Consider the following 20600-nt stretch of genomic DNA (forward strand, 5'->3'; position numbering starts at 1 on the left):
ATCTTACCCCAAGGTTGAACCGGTCAGCACCGTCACCGCGCGGCGGTTTTTGGAATAGCAATCCTCGGTGCTGCAAATTTCGATCGGGCGTTCCTTGCCGAAGCTGACGGTGGTCAACCGGTTGCCCGCCACCCCGCGCGAGATCAGATACTCCCGCGCCGCATTTGCGCGACGGGCACCAAGCGCTAGGTTGTATTCGCGCGTGCCCTGCTCATCCGCGTGGCCTTCGATATTGGCCACAAAATCCGGGTTGGCCAGCAGCCAGTCCGCCTGCCCTTGCAGGATCGTCTGCGCCTGCGGGCTAAGGGTGGACTGATCGACCGCAAACAGAACCCGGTCGCCAACCGTCTGTTGGAAATAAGCCGGTGAGCGCGGATCACTGGGTGAACCCGGTACCAGCGCGCCGCTGCCTCCAGCGCCACCGCCTAAAGCAGACGGATCATTATTGGAACAGGCCGCAATCAGGGTCAGCGCCCCGATCGCCGCGACTTTGCTCAACAGTTTCATTTCAAGTGCCTCTTGTTTCGTTGTTTATTGGCGCGTTTCTATCACATTGCGGGTTTGTTGTGAACTTTACCTGCTGTCTGTTCCGTTCAATTCTGCAGTGGCCCCCATGACGGGTCGCTTCCACCATCGGGTGTCCGAACCGGGCGTAGATTGCGGCCCGAGATATCCACCGAATACAGCGTTGAACGCCCGCTCGCCCCCTGCGTTTCGCGGGTAAACATGATGACCCGCCCGTTGGGTGACCATGTGGGGCCTTCATCCAGGAAAGATGCCGTCAGAAGGCGTTCCTCGCTGCCATCTGTTCGCATGACACCGATATGGAAACGGCCTTTGTTTTGCTTGGTAAACGCAATCAGGTCCCCGCGCGGTGACCAGACCGGAGTACCATAGCGCCCTTGACCAAAGCTGATCCGCGTCGCCTCGCCGCCATTGGCGGGCATGATATACAGCTGCGGGGTGCCGGAACGATCGCTTTCAAACACAATCCGGCTGCCATCCGGTGCATAACTGGGCGCAGTTTCAATTGCCGGCGTATTGGTCAGCCGCACGCTCTGGCCCGAGGCCAGATCCATTTTCCACAGATCCGTATTACCGCCTTGGGTCAGCGAATAAACGATCGAACGGCCATCGGGCGAAAAGCGCGGCGAAAAGCTCATCGTGCCTTCCTGCGTCGGCAGTTCCTGCCGCTGCACACGACCGACATCCAACAGATAGATCCGCGGCTGGCCAGTTTCATAGCTGGTATAGAGCAGCCGGTCCCCCGTAGGCGAGAACCGAGGGGCCAGCACAATCGCTGCGCTGTCGGTCAGGTACTGCACATTTGCACCATCATAGTCCATGATCGCCAACCGTTTGCGCCGCTGATCCTTTGGGCCGCTTTCCGACACATAAGCCACGCGGCTGTCAAAATAAGCACCCTCGCCCGTGATCCGGGTATAGACCTGATCGGCCACCTTATGCGCCATCCGACGCCAACCGTCGGTGGTACCTGCAAACTGAAGGCCATTGCCCAGTTCCTGACCCGAGAACACGTCCCAAACGCGGAACCGTACTGTTAGCCGCTTGCCCGACACATTGACCGCGCCGGTCACCAACGCCTGTGCGTTGATTGCTTTCCAATCAGCGAACTGCACCGGAGCATCGAAACTGCTGACGCGGCTGATGAAAGCGTCCGACGAGATTTCGCGGAACAGGCCCGTTCCCGTCAGATCCGACACGATTACCCGTGAGATATCTTGCGCATATTGCGCCGCTGAGGGCCCGTCGGGAACAAAGCTTGGCACTGCGAACGGCATCGGCTCGATGATCCCCTCATCGATTTCCAGGCGCAGAGGGCCACTTTGGGCATAGGCTGATGTCGACAGAAGGGTCAGGCCAACTAAGAGGCTGGTCAGAAGTTTCATCATTTGATCCGCATCCTCTCGGGATTGAATGTAATCTCAATATCCTGCCATTGATCGTATTTGTCAGCAGGCAGGTCGTATCCTCGGGCACCACAGCGCAATATTGCGCGCCGGGCAGCCTCGTAGGCTTGTTTTGCAGAAGCGGCCGAGCCACCAGAACTGTCGAGTAGCTGCAAACTGCCGCCAACAACTTTGCCGTCCCGGGTCAATGAAAATCCGACCACAACAACAGTTTCCAACGCATCCGTCGATAGGGAACCGACGTTCCAACAGCGCGAAACCGCAACGCGCATCGCGTCTTTTTCCCCGCTGGTCAGCGGCGGGCCAGAAGGTTCGGTGCCATTGCCCAACGCTTCAGCAAGCGCATCATTGATCGCTTGCTCATTTTGCGCTGGCTCAATTGGCGCGGGATCTGGCGTTTCAGCCACTTCGGGCACGGGTTGCGGTGCCGGACGGTTCGGGCGCACGCGCGGGCGGGGCGAGGTTCGGGGGGCCGGATCATCAACCTCTTCTGCCTCGGTCACGATCTCTGGTGACGTTTCGACAGGCGCAGTCTGATCCTGCTGTTCTTGCTGAGTTTCGGCACCTTCGTCCAAAGAAACAGCAGGTGTCTCGATATCACCCGGCTCGGCCTCGGGCGGCGGTGGAGGAGTTTGTTCGGGCGCGATCTTGTCCGCCGGGCTTGGCTCGGCCTCGGGACCCGGAGGGACCGGAAGCGCGACGACTTCAGGCTCAGGCTCTGTTAACGTCGGGGCTTGCTCGATCAGTTCAGGCTCGGGCTGAATTTCTACGGTCTCGGGCTCAAATTCGGGCTCGGGCTCTGGTTCTGGCTGTGTGACAGGCTCAGGCTCGGGCTGTTCTTCCAGTGTGGGCTCCGGCGTCTCAATCTCATCCGGTGCAGATGGTTGCGGCAATTCTGCTGGGTCCGTCGGCAGCTCAGGCGCTTCGCGTTGTGCGGTCATCGCCGCGAATTGCTCAGCCGAGATCACCGAGACATCCTGCACAGCCATCGGCAAAGGCTCGGATCGAAAGGTCCCGCCGAACAACGCCCAGCCAATCAGGCTGACATGCGCAATTGCCGAAATCTTGGTGCCGGTATCCACCGCGCAACCTCACTCTCACCCTTCGTCCAGCGTTGGCCCGCCGGTATCGGTCACAAGGCCAACGTTGGAAAACCCGCCCGCATTCAGCGCGCCCATGACCTGCATCACCTGCGCATAGGGAATAGCGCCATCAGCACGCAAGAACACGCGGTCGCTGCTGCGTTCTGCCGCAATCGCACGCAGTCGGCCAATCAACTCTTCGCGCTGAATATCCGTGGTCTGGATCTGGATCCGGCCATCAGCAGTCAGAGTCACGGTCAGCGGCTCTTCGTTATCACCCGGCAAGGCGCTTGCAGCTGTCTTTGGCAGATCAACAGGGACACCGACGGTTAACAAAGGAGCTGCCACCATGAAGATGATCAGCAAAACCAGCATGACATCCACAAATGGTGTCACGTTGATCTCGGCCATTGGCTGCGCCCGTCCGCGCCGCCGCCCGCGCCTGCGTCCATTCCCGCCCGAGCTTTGCTGAACCGCCGCACCCATTGTCAGCTATCCAACTGGCGCGAGAGAATGGTGGCAAACTCATCAGCAAAGGCTTCATACCCGCCCACGATCCGGTCACTATCCGCACTGAGTTTATTATAGAAAATCACAGCAGGTATCGCCGCCAACAGGCCCAATCCCGTAGCCAGCAAAGCCTCGGCAATACCGGGGGCCACAACAGCAAGGTTAGTGTTTTGCTGCTCGGCAATTTCGATGAAGGCATTCATGATACCCCACACCGTGCCGAACAAGCCAATGAACGGTGCTGTTGAGCCTACCGTGGCCAATATGGGCAAGCCTTTCTGCAGCCCTTCGGCCTCTTTCGCGATCGCAACATCCATGGATCGATCAATCCGCGCGGTCGCCCCCGCAATCAACCCGCCATCGGTGCGATGCGAGCGCCGCCATTCGATCATGCCCGCGGCAAAAATCTTTTCGGAACTGCCATCGGGCTGGGTTCCGATCTGCTCGAACAATTCATCCAACGGGTTCCCAGACCAGAAGTTTTCATCAAACACCAGTGCCTCGCGCCGCGCGGCCCGGTAGTTGATCAGCTTCTGAATGATGATGCCCCAAGACCAGATGGATGCAGCGATCAGCATCAACATCACAAGTTTGACGATAAAGGTCGCGCGGGCATACAGCCCCCACATGGAGAAATCGATCTCCTGCGCCAGCGCCAGCGTTTCAGCTTCCATGAACCTGCTCTTTGTTTTGCCTGTTGGCCATTTGGCCTTGTTTTGCCAAACGCTAACGCAGATGGAGATGAAAAGCCAATAGAACCACCCCGAGGGGCTAATTTGTTACATTAATGCGCGAATCTCTGCCGGAAGGCGCACAGGTTTGCCTTCTTTGTTCATGCAAACGGCGGTCACAACCGCGCGGAATATTTCGGTTTCACCCCGTTTGACCAGCTGCGACATGGTCAATCGCGCGCCGGACAATGAAACGACATCCGTTTCTATCGTCAACTCGTCTTCAAACTTCGCAGTGGCCAGATAATCAGCCTCGATCCGCCGCACGACCCAAACAATGCCCGCATCACGCATCGCATTCTGATCGTTGCCCAAATTTCGGACCCAGTCAGATCGGGCCCGTTCGATGAACTTCAAATAGTTTGCGTGATACACCACCCCGCCCATGTCGGTATCTTCGTAATACACGCGAACCGGGTAGATATGCTTCATTGCGGTGCTTCCAATCTGGCAAACAGGCGCAACGCATGAGAGGTATCTTGCGCTGCACGCGGCAAGACCGGATCGTAGGCAGCCCGGATCAAAGCGGCAATATCTGGTCGCAGGATCGTTGCGTCACCCGCGATGGCCAGAGGGGAGGCATCGCGAAATGCCCCGTCGGACCACAACAATATCGTCTGCACCACCTGACCCAGCGCCAGAGTCTCTGCCGGTATCTTTGACAGCTCTTTGTCCATACGAAGAAACACAAATGCGGCCCGAATGGCACCATCTTCCTCGAACCGAAAAATGCGATACTGATTGGCGTCAGCCGCCTCCAACCGCTCGACCAGCGGGGCCAAATCCGGAATCAGGCGATCCAGATCAGGGACCTCCAGCAGTTCTTGCCAATCGCGAAAGAAGAAGACCATGCAGTTAGCACCCAGTTCCGGGTCCGTTTCGGCCATCTTGTGATTTGCCAGAGTAACAACCGCCTCAAACGCGCCTTTGACGGTCGATAGCGTTTCGTCCTCGACACCGAAGACGATTGGCACGATGGGGCGGCCCCAGCGCGCAAACAAAAACTCTCCGCTATCGCGGGTAAACAGCGCCTCGATCTGATCCGGAGTCACGCCCAGCCCTTCATCTTTTCAAAAATACTCCCGCCAGAGGCATAAAATCTAACGCGCACGTCTTCAACCAAACAGATCGCTCTGGCGCTTTGGCGCAGCCATCCCCAGATGCGTCCACGCCTTCTGCGCTAGCATCCGCCCACGTGGCGTCCGTTGGATCAGACCCTGCTGCAGCAGGTAAGGCTCAATCACTTCTTCCAACGAATCCCGGCTTTCCGACAGTGCTGCCGAAAGCGTTTCGATCCCAACCGGCCCACCCGCATAGTTCTCGGCAATCAGTTTCAGATAGCGCCGATCCGCCCCGTCCAGACCCAGATTATCAACGCCCAGCCGGGTCAACGCCCCATCTGCCAGATCGCGCGTGATCCGCCCATCCCCTTCGACAATGGCAAAGTCCACGACGCGCCGCAGCAGACGGCCCGCAATCCGCGGGGTGCCGCGTGACCGGCGCGCGATCTCTCGTGCCCCTTCGTCATCGGCGGGTGCACCCAGCTTGCGCGCGTTTCGCGTGACAATCTCGTGCAGCTCATCGACCGTATAAAACTGCAACCGGGTCGGAATACCAAAACGATCCCGCAGTGGTGTGGTCAGCAGACCCATTCTTGTGGTCGCTCCGACCAGTGTAAACGGCTGCAGCTCGATCCGTACTGTCCGCGCGGCTGGGCCTTCCCCGATCACCAGATCAAGCTCAAAATCTTCCATCGCAGGGTACAGCACTTCTTCGACCGCTGGATTCAGACGGTGAATTTCATCGATGAACAGCACATCCCGTGATTCCAGATTAGTCAGGATCGCCGCCAGATCACCCGCCTTGGCCAGAACCGGCCCCGAGGTCATACGGAAATTCACCCCCAATTCGCGCGCCATGATCTGCGCCAGAGTGGTCTTCCCCAATCCCGGAGGGCCATGGAATAACGTATGGTCCATGGCTTCGCCGCGCTGACGGGCAGATTGGATGAAGATGCGCAGATTGGCGCGCGCCTCTGCCTGACCAATGAACTCGTCCAGGCCCTGAGGGCGCAGCGCGCGGTCATTGTCCTCGGCCATCGGCTCGGGCCTCAGAGCGGGATCAGAATCGACCATTCAACTACCCTTTCGGAGCCAGAAGCTTTAGCGCCGCGCGGATCAGATCAGCCTCACCCGCGTCCGGCAAATTGGCGGCGGCCTCAGCCACAGCCGAGGCAGCTTCGGAAGGGCCATAGCCAAGATTGCCCAACGCTGACAGCGCACCTGCCGAAGCAGCCGCAGCACCCGAGGATGGCTTTGCCACCCGCTTGGGCGCCGGTGCAGGCTCAGCCGTTTCGACGACTTCCAGCGCGGGGCCATCCATTGCTTCGGTCACGGTACCACCCATGGCCATCACGCCCGGGGCTTTGTCCTTGAGGTCCAGCACGATCCGCTGTGCCGTCTTCGGCCCAACGCCCTTGGCTGCTTTGACCGCACCCCAGTCGCCCAATGCAATCGCTCGGCTGACTCCATCTGGTCCCAACGCGCTGAGAATTGCCAATGAAACTTTCGCACCCACACCCTGCACCGAGCACAATAGACGATGCCATTCTTTCTCGACCAAGGACAGAAAGCCATAAAGCTGCATCAGATCTTCGCGCACGACCATGTCGGTGTAGATCGAAATCCCTTCGCCCACGCCGGGCAAGGCAGCCATGGTCCGGTCCGAACAATAAACCAGATAGCCTACTCCGCGCACATCGATCAGAACGTGATCTGCCGCGCGGTAATCCAACCGTCCGGTAAGTTTGCCGATCATGCGCGCACCTCTTTCATCCGTGCTTGTGGGGCGGAACCGTAATATGAATGACAAATCGCGATTGCCAATGCGTCAGCGGCGTCTGCCCCTTTGGGCGAACATCCGGGCAATTGCAACTTGACCATGTGGAGAACCTGCTCCTTTTCGGCGTGACCAACTCCTACCACGGTTTTCTTGACGCGGTTCGGAGCATACTCCCCAACCGGCAAGCCAGCCTGCGCCAATGTCAACAAAGCCACCCCGCGTGCCTGTCCCAGTTTCAGCGTGCCGGCACCGTCCTTATTAACAAAGGTTTGTTCAATAGCCGCCTGATCAGGCCGATGTTCGGCAATGACCTCGACGATCTGGTTGTGAAGTGACAGCAACCTCTCGCCCAGATCATCCCCGTCTGATTTGCACAATCCATTGGCGACGTGGCTCAAGCGGCTGCCATGCGATTCGATGACGCCCCATCCCAGAGTTCTAAGCCCCGGATCAATGCCCAGAATTCGCATGCTTTGTCTCGACCTGCTCGGGTTCGTGTGATCTTTTTCCATCGACTAGCACGAAGCATGAACATTTTCCAAGGAATTCGGCCCGCAGTCTAAAACCGACATTCATGTCGCACCCGCTTTACCAAAGTCTGATTACGACAGAGATCCGTTTGTTTTCGACACATTTATGAGGCGAGATTAACCAACAATTTAAGGGGTTTTAAGCATTTTTGAGCATTGCAAAAATTGCATAGGACAGTTGCAAAATCTGCGCTTGTCGAGCGGACTTTGCATCTCTAGATGCCGCTCAGATCGCAAGATCAGAGTTTAACACAAACCAGAAGGAAACAGGATATGGCTGCACTGGACACCACCCGCACCACCACTGGCTCATTCGGCCTCGTCGGCCGTATCGGCGCGACATTTGCAGCGGTTGTAAACACCGTTGAGGAATGGAACGACGCCCGCGCTACACGCAACGCGCTGAGCGGTCTGACCGACCGTGAACTGGACGATATCGGCCTGTGCCGTGGCGACATCGACGTAGTCGCCGAAGGCCGTCGCTGAACCTAGCCACCGCTTATATGCCCCTTCCTCCTCCCTGTGGGGCAAACAGAAACACCGCTTGCCAGAAGGCCAGCGGTGTTTTTGTCGTGAGGAGGGTGCAAGATGCCCGGTTAGTACCAAACCTTGTTCAGATGGCTCGATAAAAACGCGGTCACCGGGTCGGCCTGCATGATCCAGGCACCAGCCTGTTCAACAGGCGTTCCTTGATTCAGGCTTTCAACACGCGTTTCATATGCAGTCGGACCGAGATGGGACAGCAGGAACGCCTTGAATGCAAAGAAACCAACAAAACAAACCAAAAGCACCTTGAGCGAAACGGCTGAACGCATGCGCTGTGGTTTCATCACCACCAGCCCATCCGCGCGCATCGTGGCACGATAGCCCCGGCTCAGTTTCTGGTGCTTTTTGTTCAAACGCGTGATGCGCTGATCGAATTCGAGTTGTTTTCCTGTCATGGCAGCCTCCGAAAACCGCCCCCCGATTGCATTCAGAGACGGTAAAAAGAGAATGCGACATAAACGTGGCGTATATCCACAAAACTCCTGTAAATGGCCTTATTTTAGCCCTGTTTGCTTAAGATTAGGGTCGTCCATTCACCAATCTGATCCCTGCGGACCAGATTGAAGCCATTTTGTAGATAAACCGCGACCACGTCATCCGCCTGCTCATTGAGGATTCCTGACAGAATCGCCTGCCCGCCAGCGCGAAGATTCGCTGAAATCTCGGGCGAAAGCGCCACCAGTGGTCCTTTGAGGATGTTGGCAAAAATCAGATCGTAGGGCGCGTGCGCCTTCAAATCCGGATGATCGAATCCGGCCGCTTCAACGCAGTTTACCGCACCAGCCATTCCGTTTGCCTTGAGGTTCGCCTCGGCAACGTCGACTGCAACTTCATCAATATCGCTGGCGATAATATCGCCGTCCCAGACCCGCGCGGCAGCCATCGCCAACACGGCGGTTCCACAACCGATATCGGCGATCTTGGTTGCCGAGAACCCTTGGTCCAGAAGAAAGTCCAAGGCCTTGAGGCACCCAAGGGTCGTTCCATGGTGCCCTGTGCCAAAGGCCATTGCGGCCTCAATCAACAACGGAATGCGGCCTTCGGGCAGCTTGTCGGCATCATGGCTGCCATAGACAAAAAAGCGTCCTGCCTCGACGGGGGCCAGTTCGCGGCGCACATGCGCGACCCAGTCTGTATGAGGGAGTTCCGAGACAACAAAGGGCTTGGCCTCAAACGCGGCAGCTAGAACAGCCAACGCGGTTTCGTCCGGAGTTTCGGTGAAATAGCCGCCCACCTCCCACAAGCCCGAGCCATCTTCGACCTCGAACACGCCAACGCCAGTGGGTTCAGGATCCAACCGTTCCATCGCCTCGCCAAGACCTTCGGCAGCGGTCTTACCGGTCAGGGTGGTCAGCGCGGTGAATGTGGGCATTTGGGCCTCCTGTCTCAATCTTCCCCAGCGCCTAGGGCGGCGCGACGCCGAGGTCAAGCACGGGCGATCATTCGGCAGGGGCAGGCGCGTATTTCGACAGGATCGTTTCGTTCCCAGGCTCAGGATGGCGTGGGATCAGCAGCGACAAGCCCAGCGATACCATCGCCATCGCTGCGGCCAATCCAAAGACAGCCCCCGGAGACACCACCCACAGCAACCCCAAAAGCGCAGGCAGAAACACTGCAGCGATATGGTTGATGGTGAATGCCACCGCGGCTGTTGGTGCGATGTCCGCAGGGTCCGCGATTTTCTGAAAATAGGTCTTCAAAGCCAGCGCCAGCGCGAACAGGACATGGTCGATCACATAGAGGATCGCCGCCAGCAACACCCCCCACCCGAACCAGTAGATACCGCCATAGGCCGCGAATACGATGGCCAGTCCTGTATACTCAAAGATCAACGTCCGCCGTTCTCCGAACCGAGCCACCGCCTTACCCAGCAAAGGCGCCGCAGCCATGTTGATCATCAGGTTGATCAAGTAGAGGCTGGTCAGCTCATGCACTTCAAACCCAAACTTTTCGACCATCATGAAGCCAGCGAAAACGATGAAAATCTGCCGCCGCGCACCAGCCATGAACTGCAGCGCGTAGTACAGCCAATAGCGCTTGCGTAGGATCAGTTTCTTGGTCTGTGGCGTGGGGGCATCGAACTGGGGATAAGCAAACAAGCAAAACAACGCCAGCAGGGCCGTCACGCCACCCGCAGCCATGAACACCAAGTTATAGGACAGATCAAACCGATCCCATGTCAGCACAATCAGCCCATAGACCACCGCCGTTGCGGCTGAGCCCATGGCCACCAGCCAGCCCAAAATCTGCGGCGCGCGGTCCTTGGGCAGCCACTGCAGTTGCAGCGATTGGTTGACCGTCTCGTAATAGTGAAAGCCGATCGAGCTGAACAGCGTCACGAACAACAACCCGCCAAGGCTGGGGAACCACGCGGTCACCGCCGTTGCAACGCCCAGCATCATCAGCGAGATCATCGCCAGCACCTGCTCTCGGATGAAGATGATCACCGCGATCACACCGACGGCCAGAAACCCAGGGATCTCGCGTACCGTGTGCAGCAACCCGATATCTGCCCCGTCAAAATTTGCGGCTTCGATGACGAAATTGTTCAGCAGCGCACTCCACGCGTTGAACGCGATCGGCATGGTCAGGGCCATCACGAACAAGAGCGTCATCGGGCGGCGCCAGAGCGGAAGACTCTGCGCCTCAGACAGGGGCATGGGTTTCAGCATGTGTTCGCTCTACGCCTATTTAAACCATTTGGCGAGAGGAAAGCGGGACCGCACAGTGGCTCTGCGCTGATGCAGGTCTCAGTAAAAGCTTTGCGGGTCGATATCCACAGTCAGGCGGATATCGCCTTTCAGTTTCAAGGGTGCAATCCATTGGGCAATTGCCTCCTGAATTGGTGCACCCTTGGGGGCTTTGACCAACAGCCGCACGCGGTGGCGCCCTCGAATTCTTGCAATCGGCGCCGGAGCCGGGCCAAAGACCTGAGCACCAACCTGTCGCAACGGTGCATCGTTACGCGCCATGGCGTTGCCTATATCGAACACCGGTCCAACCTCGGGGCCGGACAAAACGATCCCGGCCATACGACCATAAGGTGGCACCCCGGCGGCCTGACGCCCGGCGGCTTCAGCCGTCCAGAACCCCTCTTCGTCCCCTGACAGGATCGCGCGGATCACAGGATGTTCCGGCTGAAAGGTCTGCAGCAGCGCCTGCCCCGGTTTGTCCGCCCGACCAGCGCGCCCAGCCACTTGCCGCATCAACTGAAAGGTTCGTTCCGCCGCGCGCAGATCAGCCCCGTGCAGGCTAAGGTCTGCGTCGATCACACCGACCAGTGTCAGATTTGGAAAGTTGTGCCCTTTGGCCACCAACTGCGTTCCGATGACAATATCCGCGTCGCCCTCGGCAATTTCTTCGATCTTCGCCTTCAAGGCCCGCGCCGAGCCAAACAGGTCGGAACTCAGCATTGCGATCTTGGCCTCGGGAAACGTGCCCTCGGCCTCTTCCGCCAGCCGTTCAATCCCCGGCCCAACCGGGGCCAGCTTACCTTCGACACCGCAGGACGGGCAGGCCTCGGGCATCGGCTTGGTCTCACCACACTGATGGCACATGAGGCGTTTGAGAAAGCGATGTTCCACCATCCGTGCGTCGCAATGGTCACAGGCAATCTGCTCGCCACATGCCCGGCACAATGTCACCGGTGCATAGCCACGGCGGTTGATGAACAATAGCGACTGCTCGCCGTTCTCGATCCGCTGCTCTACTGCCTGTCGCAGAGACGGAGAAATCCACGTCCCCGGCTGCATTGGCTCAGCCCGCATGTCGATGGGCTTCATCTCGGGCAGCACCGCCGCCCCGAAGCGGGCAGTCAAATCCAGGCGCTCATATTTTCCGGCCTCAGCATTCGCCCAGCTTTCCAGCGAAGGAGTCGCGCTGGCCAAGATCACGCGCGCGCCACAGATCGAAGACCGCAGCACCGCCATATCCCGCGCGCTGTAATGCACCCCGTCTTCCTGCTTGTACGAGGTGTCATGTTCTTCATCGACAACGACCAACCCCAGATCACGAAACGGCAGGAACAAGGCTGACCGCGCGCCCACAACCAATTGCGCATCCCCCTGCCCAACCATCCGCCAGACCCGGCGACGCTCGGTCATCGTAGCCCCCGAGTGCCACTCCGCAGGGCGCGCGCCAAAACGCTGTTCAACTCGGGTTAGAAATTCAGCCGTCAGCGCGATTTCTGGCAACAAGACCAAGGCTTGTCGCCCCATCAGCAGGGCTTCGGCCACGGCCTCCAGATAGACCTCGGTTTTGCCCGAGCCTGTCACGCCCTTCAGCAGCGTGGTGCCATAGTCGCCAGACCGCTGCCCTGCTTGCAACTTGGCGACTGCAGCCGCCTGATCTTCGGTCAGCTCATTGCCCGGCAAATCCGGTTCCAAATGAGGATAAGGCAGGTCACGCGGACTGTCCTCTTCCCGAACCGCGCCCTGTTTCACCAAACCTTTCACGACCGAAGACGTCACACCTGCCTGCTCAGACAATTCCTTCAGGGTAAACGCCAGCCCGCCGTAATCCCGCAGCACTTCCAGCACGCGGGTCCGCGCGTCGGTCATTCGATCCGGTTCAGAACCGCCCAAGCGATAGATCTTGCGCATGGACGGCGGGTCGCTCAGCCCCGGCGCGCGGGTTGCCAAACGCAGCATCGCGGGCATCGGCGTCAGCGTGTAATCTGCCACTTTGCCCAGAAACAGCCGCATCTCTTCACGCATTGGCGCTACTTCCAACACACGTATCACCGACCGTGCTTTGGCGAGATCAAAGCCTCCCTGCCCCGGCCCCCAGACCACACCCAAGACTTTGCGCGGCCCCAATGGCACCTCGACAAACGCCCCAAGGAAGCACCCGCCCTCGGGCGCTTTGTAGTCCAACGTCCGGTCCAGCGGTTGCGTCGTCAGCACCGCAACCAGCTCTCCTTCGTCGAAAAATCCGTTAGCGCTCACGGCATATCCTTCGCAGGGGGTTCCAGCAGGGGTCTCTTTGAGGTAAAGCCATCCGCGACCAAGGCCAACCCATCAAAGGACTGCCCTCATGAAATTCTTCGTAGACACTGCCGAGATCGACGCTATCGCAGAGCTGAACGATCTGGGCATGGTGGACGGCGTGACCACCAACCCCTCGCTGATCCTGAAATCGGGTCGCGATATTCTGGAAGTGACAAAAGAGATCTGTGAACTGGTCGACGGCCCCGTATCCGCCGAAGTTGTCGCCACCGAAGCCGACGACATGATCGCCGAAGGCCGCAAGCTGGCCAAGATTGCGCCCAATATCGCCGTCAAGGTACCGCTGACATGGGCGGGTCTTAAAACCTGCAAGACGCTGACCGATGAAGGCCAGATGGTCAACGTGACCCTGTGCTTCTCGACCAATCAGGCGATCCTTGCAGCCAAAGCGGGCGCGACCTTCATCTCGCCCTTCATCGGACGTTTGGACGACATCAACCTCGACGGCATGGACCTGATCGCCGACATCCGTCAGGTTTATGACAATTACGGGTTCGAAACCGAAATTCTGGCCGCCTCGATCCGCACCGTGAACCACGTGACCGATAGCGCGCGTATCGGGGCTGACGTGATTACGGCCCCTCCGGGCGTGATCAAGAAACTGGCGGATCATCCGCTGACCGACAAAGGCTTGGAAACCTTCCTGGCCGACTGGGCAAAGACAGGTCAGAAAATCCTCTGATCTCAAGTGCTGCAGCGCGGTGCCGTCAGGCGCCGCGCCAGGCCCTACGGCCACAGCTGATCTGCGATCAGCCCATAGCGGGCGGGAGCCGCCGCCACAATGCACACGAAATTCGCCTCTTGCGTGCATTTTTCCCAAGGCAAATCCAGTAACCCGTGTTATAAGCCCGCCAAAATAAAAACGACCGGACGGGACATGAGCAGCGATCCTAAACTCAAGGACAATCTCCGCGCGGCTATTCTGGCCGAACCTGACGCCGTGCTGGATGACAAAGACCTGATGCAGGCTTTGGTGGCGGCAAATGAACAGGCGCGGGGTGACAATGTCGTCGATCTGCGCGGCATCGCCATGCAACGGCTTGAGGCGCGCCTCGACCGCCTTGAAGACACGCACCGCTCGGTTATCGCGGCGGCTTATGAGAATCTGGCAGGCACCAATCAGGTTCATCGCGCCATTCTTCGTCTGCTCGAACCCACAGTGTTCGAGGATTTCCTGCGCGCGCTCGGCAATGATGTTGCCGAAATCCTGCGCGTCGATCACATCACGTTGGTTCTGGAAACCACCGTCATGCGCGACGACCCCGTAGTAAATCAACTCGGGGGTGTTCTAACGGTTGTCGAGCCCGGATTCATCGACGGTTACCTAACATCTGACCGTAACGGCCAACCGCGCGAAGTCACATTGCGCGAGATTCGCCAGACCAATCGGCAAGTATATGGCGAACAGGCTGATCAGCTTAGGTCTGAGGCCTGCTTGAAGCTCGATCTCGGTACCGGCCGCCTTCCCGGTATGATTGTGATGGGGGCAAGCGACCCAAGGCATTTCTCGCCTCAACTTGGCACCGATCTTCTGTCCTTCTTTGCTGGCGTGTTCGAACGCTCGATGCGCCACTGGCTGTCGTGAGCTTGATTTCCCCAGCCTGCCGCGATGCTTTGCAGCATTGGCTGGACAGTCTGGGGGCGCTGTCGGGACGCTCCGAAAATACCCTGAACGCTTATCGTGGCGACGTGACAGAATTCCTGTCCTTCATGACCCTGCACCATAGTGAACGTCAGGGTCTGGCCGCGCTGGAACGCATTACCGTGTCCGACATGCGCGCGTGGATGGCCGATCAGCGTGCGTCTGACGTCGGCGCGCGGTCACTGGCCCGTAAGCTATCGGCGGTCAAAACCTTCTATCGCTGGCTGGCCGAACGCGAGGGTTTCGAACCTACCGCCGTTCTTTCCACCCGGGCACCCAAGTTTACCAAGAAACTGCCTCGCCCATTGGCCGAGGACGCCGCCCGCGCGATGATCGAGACAGTCGAATTGCAATCATCGTCGGATTGGGTCGCCGCGCGGGATGTCGCAGTTGTAACGCTTCTTTACGGCTGCGGGCTGCGCATATCCGAAGCGCTTTCTTTGACCGGCGCGGATGCCCCGCTGCCAGACACGCTGCGCATTTCAGGAAAGGGTGACAAAGAACGAATCGTACCGGTTCTTCCTGCTGCACGGGCTGCGGTTGATCGCTATCTGCGCCTTTGCCCACATCCACAAACACCCAAAGCCGCGCTGTTTCGCGGCGTGCGCGGCGGCCCTCTGAACCCAGGGATCATTCAATCTGTGGTCGCCAAGGCGCGAATGCAGCTTGGCCTGCCAGCCACGGCCACCCCGCACGCGATGCGCCACAGCTTTGCCACCCATTTGCTGTCTGCCGGTGGCGACCTGCGCGCGATACAAGAGCTTTTGGGCCATGCATCGCTTTCGACTACGCAGACTTATACAGCCGTCGACACGGCCCGGTTGATGGAAGTCTACAACCGCACGCACCCAAAAGCCTGAAGCAATGAGCCTTTTTGCTTTGCATCTGCGCCGTGCTTCGGTCATGACACCACCATGACACTTAGATTCAAAGCGCTTTCCGTTCATCTGTTCACTGCTACCGGTGCCGTTTTTGCAATGCTGGCCATGTTGGCAGCAGTCGAAGAAAAATGGAGCCTTATGTATCTCTGGCTCGTCGTTTCGTTCATTGTGGACGGAATCGATGGCCCGCTTGCGCGCCACTATCACGTCAAGGCAAACGCGCCTGAATTTGACGGCGTGCTGCTGGATTTGATCATCGACTATCTGACTTATGTGTTCATTCCCGCGTTTGCCCTGTTCAAGTCGGGCCTAATGGACGGATGGACCGGCTGGTTCGCAATCATCGTCATCACATTTGCCAGCGCGATGTATTTTGCGGACACCCGCATGAAAACCAAGGATAATTCATTTTCAGGCTTTCCAGGCTGCTGGAACATGTTTGTCATCGTGATTTTCGCGCTCGAACCCAATTTCTGGGTCATCCTGCTGCTGGTCACGCTGCTGTCTGTCGCCATGTTCCTGCCCCTAAAGTTCATTCACCCGGTCCGAACCGAGCGTTGGCGCAACCTGTCTTTGCCGATGGCATTTGCCTGGACTTTGTTTGCAGGCTGGGCTGCTTGGGTAGATTTCCACCCCGAAAGCTGGGCCCATTGGGGGCTGGTGATCACCAGCCTCTATCTGGTCTCGGCCGGGATCGCGCAGCAGATCATTCCGGCGCGTAAGGCCCGCGACTACAAGACCTCCTGAACCTCAAACTCTGTCCCGTTATGGGTGAACACATCACCCTTCTGAAGACCAACCATCGCCAGATAAATCGGGCTTTGGGTGGAAATGCCCATATAGGTCTTGCCCTCCACCTCAAATCGGGTGGTTGAGACGCACACAACAAAGCGGCGATTGTTGAATTTGATCACTGCGCCGGGCTGGACGGTATCGGTCAGACTGAAGTCGGTGTTCTCGATCACATCTATCTTGGCATGGTGCGCATGGACGGGTGCGTCGAACGCCGCCGCCAGATCGGCGTTTTCGCGAGAGGCGGCGATGTCGTCTTTGTCATGCCCTTCGCGGTCATCCAGTTGGGCGTCTTTCAAAAACGCATCATAATGCGCCTGAGCAGTCGCCAGTTCCTGTTCTTCCAAAGACATCAGATGGTCAATGATGGCTTTCTTACGTGCGGCGGGATCTGTCTGGCCGGTCATTCAATTCGGTCCTTCAAATTCACTATTCTGTATAGGTTGGGGCCGCGCCCTCCCGATTGCAACAGGTAAGTGCCGTTCAGATCAACAGGCTGGCAGCGCCTTCGTGACGCAGAAGGGCAACTTTGGTCTCAACGCCGCCGCTGCCCGAAAACCCAACCATCTTTCCACCCGCGCCCAGAATCCGGTGACAAGGAATAATGATCGGAATGGGGTTTCCACCGCATCCGCGCCCTACAGCTTGCGCCGAGTATCCAAGCTCGTTGGCCAACTCACCATAGGTGCGCGTGTCACCAAACGGAATCGCATACATCGCATCGCATACGCGACGCTGAAACTCGGACCCCTTGATCCGGTAGGGCAGATCGAACTGCTGCAATCGCCCTTCGTCATAGGCGCACAACTGCGCCGCCGCCTCTTCCAGAACCGGGGTCAGAGTGCCTTCGTCCCAACCATTCCAGACAAGACGCGTGATGGCCCCGTCCGTCTCTTCGACACCAAGGCAACCAAACTGAGTTTCTACGGCAATCATCGGCATATGAGAACGGTTGCAGATGTTTCCCCACACCTGCAACCCGAATTCTGACGATCCATCCCTTCATCTGGCCAAAAATATCCCGGAGCGCGAGGCAGAGCCTCGCAAAACTCCAAAGACTCGGCGCAAGGATTAGCCCAGCGCGTCGTTACAGCGCCCGCACACCCCCGGATGGGCGTGCAGGCCTACATCTGGCAGGATTTTCCAGCACCGCTGGCATTTGTCGCCTTGGGCTTTTTCGAACACCACAGCAACGCCTTCGATCTCCGGCACACGGAATGCCTCTGCCGGGGCCGGATCACCGGTTACAGCCAAACCCGACGTGATGCACATATCATCCACATCGAATGTCGCCAGCAGATCGCGGGTTTCCTGATCCTCGACATGCACAATCGGAGCGGCCTCAAGGCTGGAACCGATAACCTTGTCCTGCCGCTGAATTTCCAGCGCGGCAGTCACAGCGCGGCGCACGCGGCGGACTTTGGACATGCTGGCTTCCAGCTCTTCATGGCGCCAGTCGGCGGGTGTTTCAGGGAAATCCACCAGGTGGACCGAGCTGTCATCAGCCGGAAACCGTTCCAACCAGACCTCTTCCATGGTGAACACCAGAACCGGGGCCAACCATGTGGTCAGGCGGTGGAACAGAATGTCCAGCACGGTCCGCGCCGCGCGGCGGCGCAGGCTGTCCCCATCACAATAAAGCGCATCCTTGCGGACGTCGAAATAGAACGATGACAGGTCAACCGTGGCAAAGGTGAACACGGCACTGAACACGCCCTGGAAATCAAACGACGCATAGCCCTTGCGCACCTGCTCATCCAGATCGGCCAGACGGCTCAGCACCCAGCGCTCCAGACGCGGCATATCCTCGGGCGCGACACGGTCGGCTTCGGTAAAATCGGCAAGCGAGCCCAACATGAACCGCATGGTGTTACGCAGACGACGATAGCTGTCGGCGGTGCCTTTCAGGATCTCAGGCCCGATCCGCTGGTCGGCGGTATAGTCGGTCTGGGCCACCCAAAGGCGCAGGATATCAGCACCGTATTGCTTGACTACCTCCTCGGGCACGATGGTGTTACCCAGCGATTTGGACATCTTGTTGCCTTTGGCATCCAGCGTAAAGCCGTGGGTCACCACGTTCCGATATGGCGCACGTCCCTTGGTGCCGCAGGCCTGCAGCATCGAGGAATGGAACCATCCACGGTGCTGGTCGGTGCCCTCCATATAGACATCGGCAATACCGTCTTCGGTCCCGTCTTCACGATCGCGCAAAACGAAAGCGTGGGTCGAGCCCGAGTCGAACCACACGTCCAGAACGTCAAACACCTGATCATAGTCATCGGGGTTAACGATGCCGTCGAGGATCTTCTCTTTGAACCCGTCGGTGTACCAAATATCCGCGCCTTCCTGCTCGAACGCCGCCTTGATACGCGCGTTCAATTCCGCGTTGCGCAGCAGGTAATCCGCGTCGGTCGGCAGAGCGCCTTTCTTGGTGAAACAGGTCAGCGGCACGCCCCAGGCGCGCTGGCGCGATAGCACCCAGTCCGGGCGCGCCTCGATCATGGAATACAGGCGGTTACGACCGGTCTGAGGCGTCCATTTCACAAGCTCGTCGATGGACCGCAGGGCACGTTCGCGGATGGAGTCGCCCATCTCACCCATACCATCGTCCAGCTTGCGATCAACAGACGCAAACCACTGCGGTGTGTTACGGTAGATGATCGGCGCTTTCGAGCGCCACGAATGCGGATAGCTGTGCTTGATCTTGCCACGTGCCAGCAGCCCGCCAACCTCGGCCAGCTTGTCGATCACGGCCTTGTTGGCATCCCCTTCGCCGCCTTTACGGGACAGGATGTATTTGCCACCAAAGAACGGCAGATCGGTGCGGAACGAGCCGTCATCCATCACGTTGTAAGTGATGACCTGCTCCAGCATGCCCAGATCGCGATAAAGCTCGAATTCCTCCATCCCGTGTGACGGCGCGCAGTGGACGAAACCGGTGCCTTCCGTATCGGTCACAAACTCAGCAGCGCGGAAGTCACGGATATCGTCCCATTCGCCGTTGCCGCCCTCGGCCCCCGCCAGTGGGTGGGCCAACTGGATCTTGGCCAGATCTTCCTGCGTGACATCGCACAAACGGCGATACATCGAGTCGTCCAGACGCGCTCGTGCAAAGACATCAGCCGCGCGATCGTCGGCCAACAGATAACGCTCACCGATCCGCGCCCAGCATTCCTCGGGGCGGCCCGTCACTTCGTAGAGGCCGTACGAGATGTCGTCGCCATAAACCACGGCCTTGTTTGATGGCATGGTCCACGGCGTCGTGGTCCAGATCACAACATAGGCATTGTCCAGCGTCACGTCATCGGTGTTCACAACCTTGAATTTCACCCAGATGGTGAAGCTTTCTTTGTCGTGATACTCGACCTCGGCCTCTGCCAGAGCAGTTTTCTCGATGGGCGACCACATCACGGGTTTCGAGCCTTGATACAAAGTGCCGTTCATCAGGAACTTCATGAACTCGCCGGCGATCACCGCTTCGGCGTGATAATCCATAGTGATGTAAGGATCGGGCCAGTTGCCGGTGATGCCCAAACGCTTGAACTCTTCACGCTGGATGTCGATCCAGCCCTCGGCGAACTTGCGGCATTCCTGACGGAAGTCGACGATGTTCACCTCATCCTTGTTCTTGCCCTTCTTGCGGTACTGTTCCTCGATCTTCCATTCGATTGGCAGACCGTGGCAATCCCAGCCGGGTACATAGCGTGAATCGTAGCCCATCATCTGATGGGACCGCACGATCATGTCCTTGATTGTCTTGTTCAGCGCGTGACCAATATGCAGGTGGCCATTGGCGTAGGGGGGACCATCATGCAGAGTGAAGGGTTCACGGCCCTCTTTTTCGCGCAGGCGGTCATAAACGCCGATCTTTTCCCAACGCTCCAGCCATGCAGGCTCGCGCTTGGGCAGGCCTGCGCGCATCGGAAAATCGGTCTTGGGCAGGTTCAGCGTGTCTTTGTAGTCAGGTGTCACGGCGCACATTTGGGGCGTCCTCAGGATGTTCTGGTCGTGTGTGGATCGAAGCGGTCAGTGCGATAACTCAAGCACCTTTGCCCGGCGTCTCGCGATATCAGAGCGCCGGGGATATAATTCGAATAATGATGGCCAG

At 58.3% G+C, this 20600-nt stretch carries 22 protein-coding genes; 5 read left to right on the forward strand and 17 right to left on the reverse strand.

Features of this window, described 5'->3' with window-relative positions; genetic code table 11:
- Positions 1-3: 3 nt before the first annotated feature.
- The 10 genes from pal to ruvC all read right to left on the reverse strand — a co-directional run bounded on the left by pal (position 4) and on the right by ruvC (position 7565).
- Complete coding sequence (gene pal, locus ACR0B3_RS13390) at positions 4-507, reverse strand: peptidoglycan-associated lipoprotein Pal (protein WP_480809515.1); 504 nt, start codon at positions 505-507, stop codon at positions 4-6.
- 86 nt (positions 508-593) lie between these two features.
- The gene (gene tolB / locus ACR0B3_RS13395) at positions 594-1913 is read right to left on the reverse strand and encodes a Tol-Pal system beta propeller repeat protein TolB (RefSeq protein WP_480809516.1); all 1320 of its coding nucleotides are present in this window, start codon (positions 1911-1913) and stop codon (positions 594-596) included.
- Complete coding sequence (locus ACR0B3_RS13400) at positions 1910-3013, reverse strand: energy transducer TonB (RefSeq protein ID WP_480809517.1); 1104 nt, start codon at positions 3011-3013, stop codon at positions 1910-1912. Before ACR0B3_RS13400 ends, tolB begins: the two co-directional genes overlap by 4 nt.
- Before the next feature lie 15 nt (positions 3014-3028).
- A complete protein-coding gene (gene tolR / locus ACR0B3_RS13405; protein WP_170721213.1) occupies positions 3029-3499 on the reverse strand; it encodes a protein TolR in 471 nt (156 codons plus the stop codon).
- Between the two features lie 2 nt (positions 3500-3501).
- Positions 3502-4197 carry a protein TolQ gene (gene tolQ, locus ACR0B3_RS13410; protein WP_480809518.1) on the reverse strand — a complete coding sequence of 232 codons (696 nt, stop codon included), beginning with the start codon at positions 4195-4197 and terminating at the stop codon, positions 3502-3504.
- Between the two features lie 105 nt (positions 4198-4302).
- The gene (gene ybgC, locus ACR0B3_RS13415) at positions 4303-4686 is read right to left on the reverse strand and encodes a tol-pal system-associated acyl-CoA thioesterase (RefSeq protein ID WP_480809519.1); all 384 of its coding nucleotides are present in this window, start codon (positions 4684-4686) and stop codon (positions 4303-4305) included.
- Positions 4683-5306 (reverse strand): hypothetical protein, encoded by a 624-nt coding sequence (locus tag ACR0B3_RS13420; RefSeq protein WP_480809520.1) that lies wholly within the window; start codon positions 5304-5306, stop codon positions 4683-4685. Before ACR0B3_RS13420 ends, ybgC begins: the two co-directional genes overlap by 4 nt.
- A gap of 63 nt (positions 5307-5369) precedes the next feature.
- Positions 5370-6389: a Holliday junction branch migration DNA helicase RuvB gene (gene ruvB, locus ACR0B3_RS13425; protein ID WP_170686004.1), complete on the reverse strand. Its 1020-nt coding sequence runs from the start codon at positions 6387-6389 to the stop codon at positions 5370-5372.
- 4 nt (positions 6390-6393) lie between these two features.
- Positions 6394-7071: a Holliday junction branch migration protein RuvA gene (ruvA, locus tag ACR0B3_RS13430; protein ID WP_480809521.1), complete on the reverse strand. Its 678-nt coding sequence runs from the start codon at positions 7069-7071 to the stop codon at positions 6394-6396.
- Positions 7068-7565, reverse strand: coding sequence for a crossover junction endodeoxyribonuclease RuvC (ruvC, locus tag ACR0B3_RS13435; RefSeq protein WP_480809522.1), 498 nt, complete (start codon positions 7563-7565; stop codon positions 7068-7070). The genes ruvA and ruvC overlap by 4 nt, the downstream gene beginning before the upstream one ends.
- A gap of 333 nt (positions 7566-7898) precedes the next feature.
- Between ruvC and ACR0B3_RS13440 the strand changes: the two genes are divergently transcribed.
- Positions 7899-8111, forward strand: a complete 213-nt coding sequence (locus ACR0B3_RS13440; RefSeq protein WP_170686007.1) for a DUF1127 domain-containing protein — start codon at positions 7899-7901, stop codon at positions 8109-8111.
- Positions 8112-8221: 110 nt separating this feature from the next.
- Here ACR0B3_RS13440 and ACR0B3_RS13445 read toward each other — a convergent pair whose 3' ends face one another.
- The 4 genes from ACR0B3_RS13445 to ACR0B3_RS13460 all read right to left on the reverse strand — a co-directional run bounded on the left by ACR0B3_RS13445 (position 8222) and on the right by ACR0B3_RS13460 (position 13117).
- Positions 8222-8566: a hypothetical protein gene (locus ACR0B3_RS13445; protein ID WP_170686008.1), complete on the reverse strand. Its 345-nt coding sequence runs from the start codon at positions 8564-8566 to the stop codon at positions 8222-8224.
- A gap of 104 nt (positions 8567-8670) precedes the next feature.
- Positions 8671-9543 (reverse strand): 50S ribosomal protein L11 methyltransferase, encoded by an 873-nt coding sequence (locus ACR0B3_RS13450; protein ID WP_480809523.1) that lies wholly within the window; start codon positions 9541-9543, stop codon positions 8671-8673.
- A gap of 67 nt (positions 9544-9610) precedes the next feature.
- Positions 9611-10843 carry an MFS transporter gene (locus ACR0B3_RS13455; protein WP_170721236.1) on the reverse strand — a complete coding sequence of 411 codons (1233 nt, stop codon included), beginning with the start codon at positions 10841-10843 and terminating at the stop codon, positions 9611-9613.
- A gap of 78 nt (positions 10844-10921) precedes the next feature.
- The gene (locus ACR0B3_RS13460) at positions 10922-13117 is read right to left on the reverse strand and encodes a primosomal protein N' (protein ID WP_480809524.1); all 2196 of its coding nucleotides are present in this window, start codon (positions 13115-13117) and stop codon (positions 10922-10924) included.
- 88 nt (positions 13118-13205) lie between these two features.
- On the opposite strand from ACR0B3_RS13460, the gene fsa reads away from it, so the two are divergent.
- The 4 genes from fsa (at position 13206) to ACR0B3_RS13480 (ending at position 16447) form a co-directional block, all read left to right on the forward strand.
- A complete protein-coding gene (gene fsa / locus ACR0B3_RS13465) occupies positions 13206-13859 on the forward strand; it encodes a fructose-6-phosphate aldolase (protein ID WP_170686012.1) in 654 nt (217 codons plus the stop codon).
- A gap of 195 nt (positions 13860-14054) precedes the next feature.
- Entirely contained in the window at positions 14055-14762 is a 708-nt protein-coding gene (locus ACR0B3_RS13470; protein ID WP_170686013.1) for a DUF484 family protein, read from the forward strand.
- Positions 14759-15679 (forward strand): tyrosine recombinase XerC, encoded by a 921-nt coding sequence (locus tag ACR0B3_RS13475; protein WP_480809525.1) that lies wholly within the window; start codon positions 14759-14761, stop codon positions 15677-15679. The genes ACR0B3_RS13470 and ACR0B3_RS13475 overlap by 4 nt, the downstream gene beginning before the upstream one ends.
- A 54-nt stretch (positions 15680-15733) precedes the next feature.
- A complete protein-coding gene (locus ACR0B3_RS13480) occupies positions 15734-16447 on the forward strand; it encodes a CDP-alcohol phosphatidyltransferase family protein (protein ID WP_480809526.1) in 714 nt (237 codons plus the stop codon).
- On the opposite strand, the gene ACR0B3_RS13485 is transcribed toward ACR0B3_RS13480, so the two are convergent.
- The 3 genes from ACR0B3_RS13485 to ileS all read right to left on the reverse strand — a co-directional run bounded on the left by ACR0B3_RS13485 (position 16432) and on the right by ileS (position 20473).
- A complete protein-coding gene (locus ACR0B3_RS13485; protein ID WP_480809527.1) occupies positions 16432-16899 on the reverse strand; it encodes a hypothetical protein in 468 nt (155 codons plus the stop codon). The genes ACR0B3_RS13480 and ACR0B3_RS13485 overlap by 16 nt on opposite strands.
- Before the next feature lie 76 nt (positions 16900-16975).
- Complete coding sequence (locus tag ACR0B3_RS13490; protein ID WP_480809528.1) at positions 16976-17434, reverse strand: methylated-DNA--[protein]-cysteine S-methyltransferase; 459 nt, start codon at positions 17432-17434, stop codon at positions 16976-16978.
- Positions 17435-17563: 129 nt separating this feature from the next.
- Entirely contained in the window at positions 17564-20473 is a 2910-nt protein-coding gene (gene ileS, locus ACR0B3_RS13495; protein WP_480809529.1) for an isoleucine--tRNA ligase, read from the reverse strand.
- Positions 20474-20600 lie beyond the last annotated feature (127 nt).

The organism is Ruegeria sp. CE9, assembly GCF_056537425.1.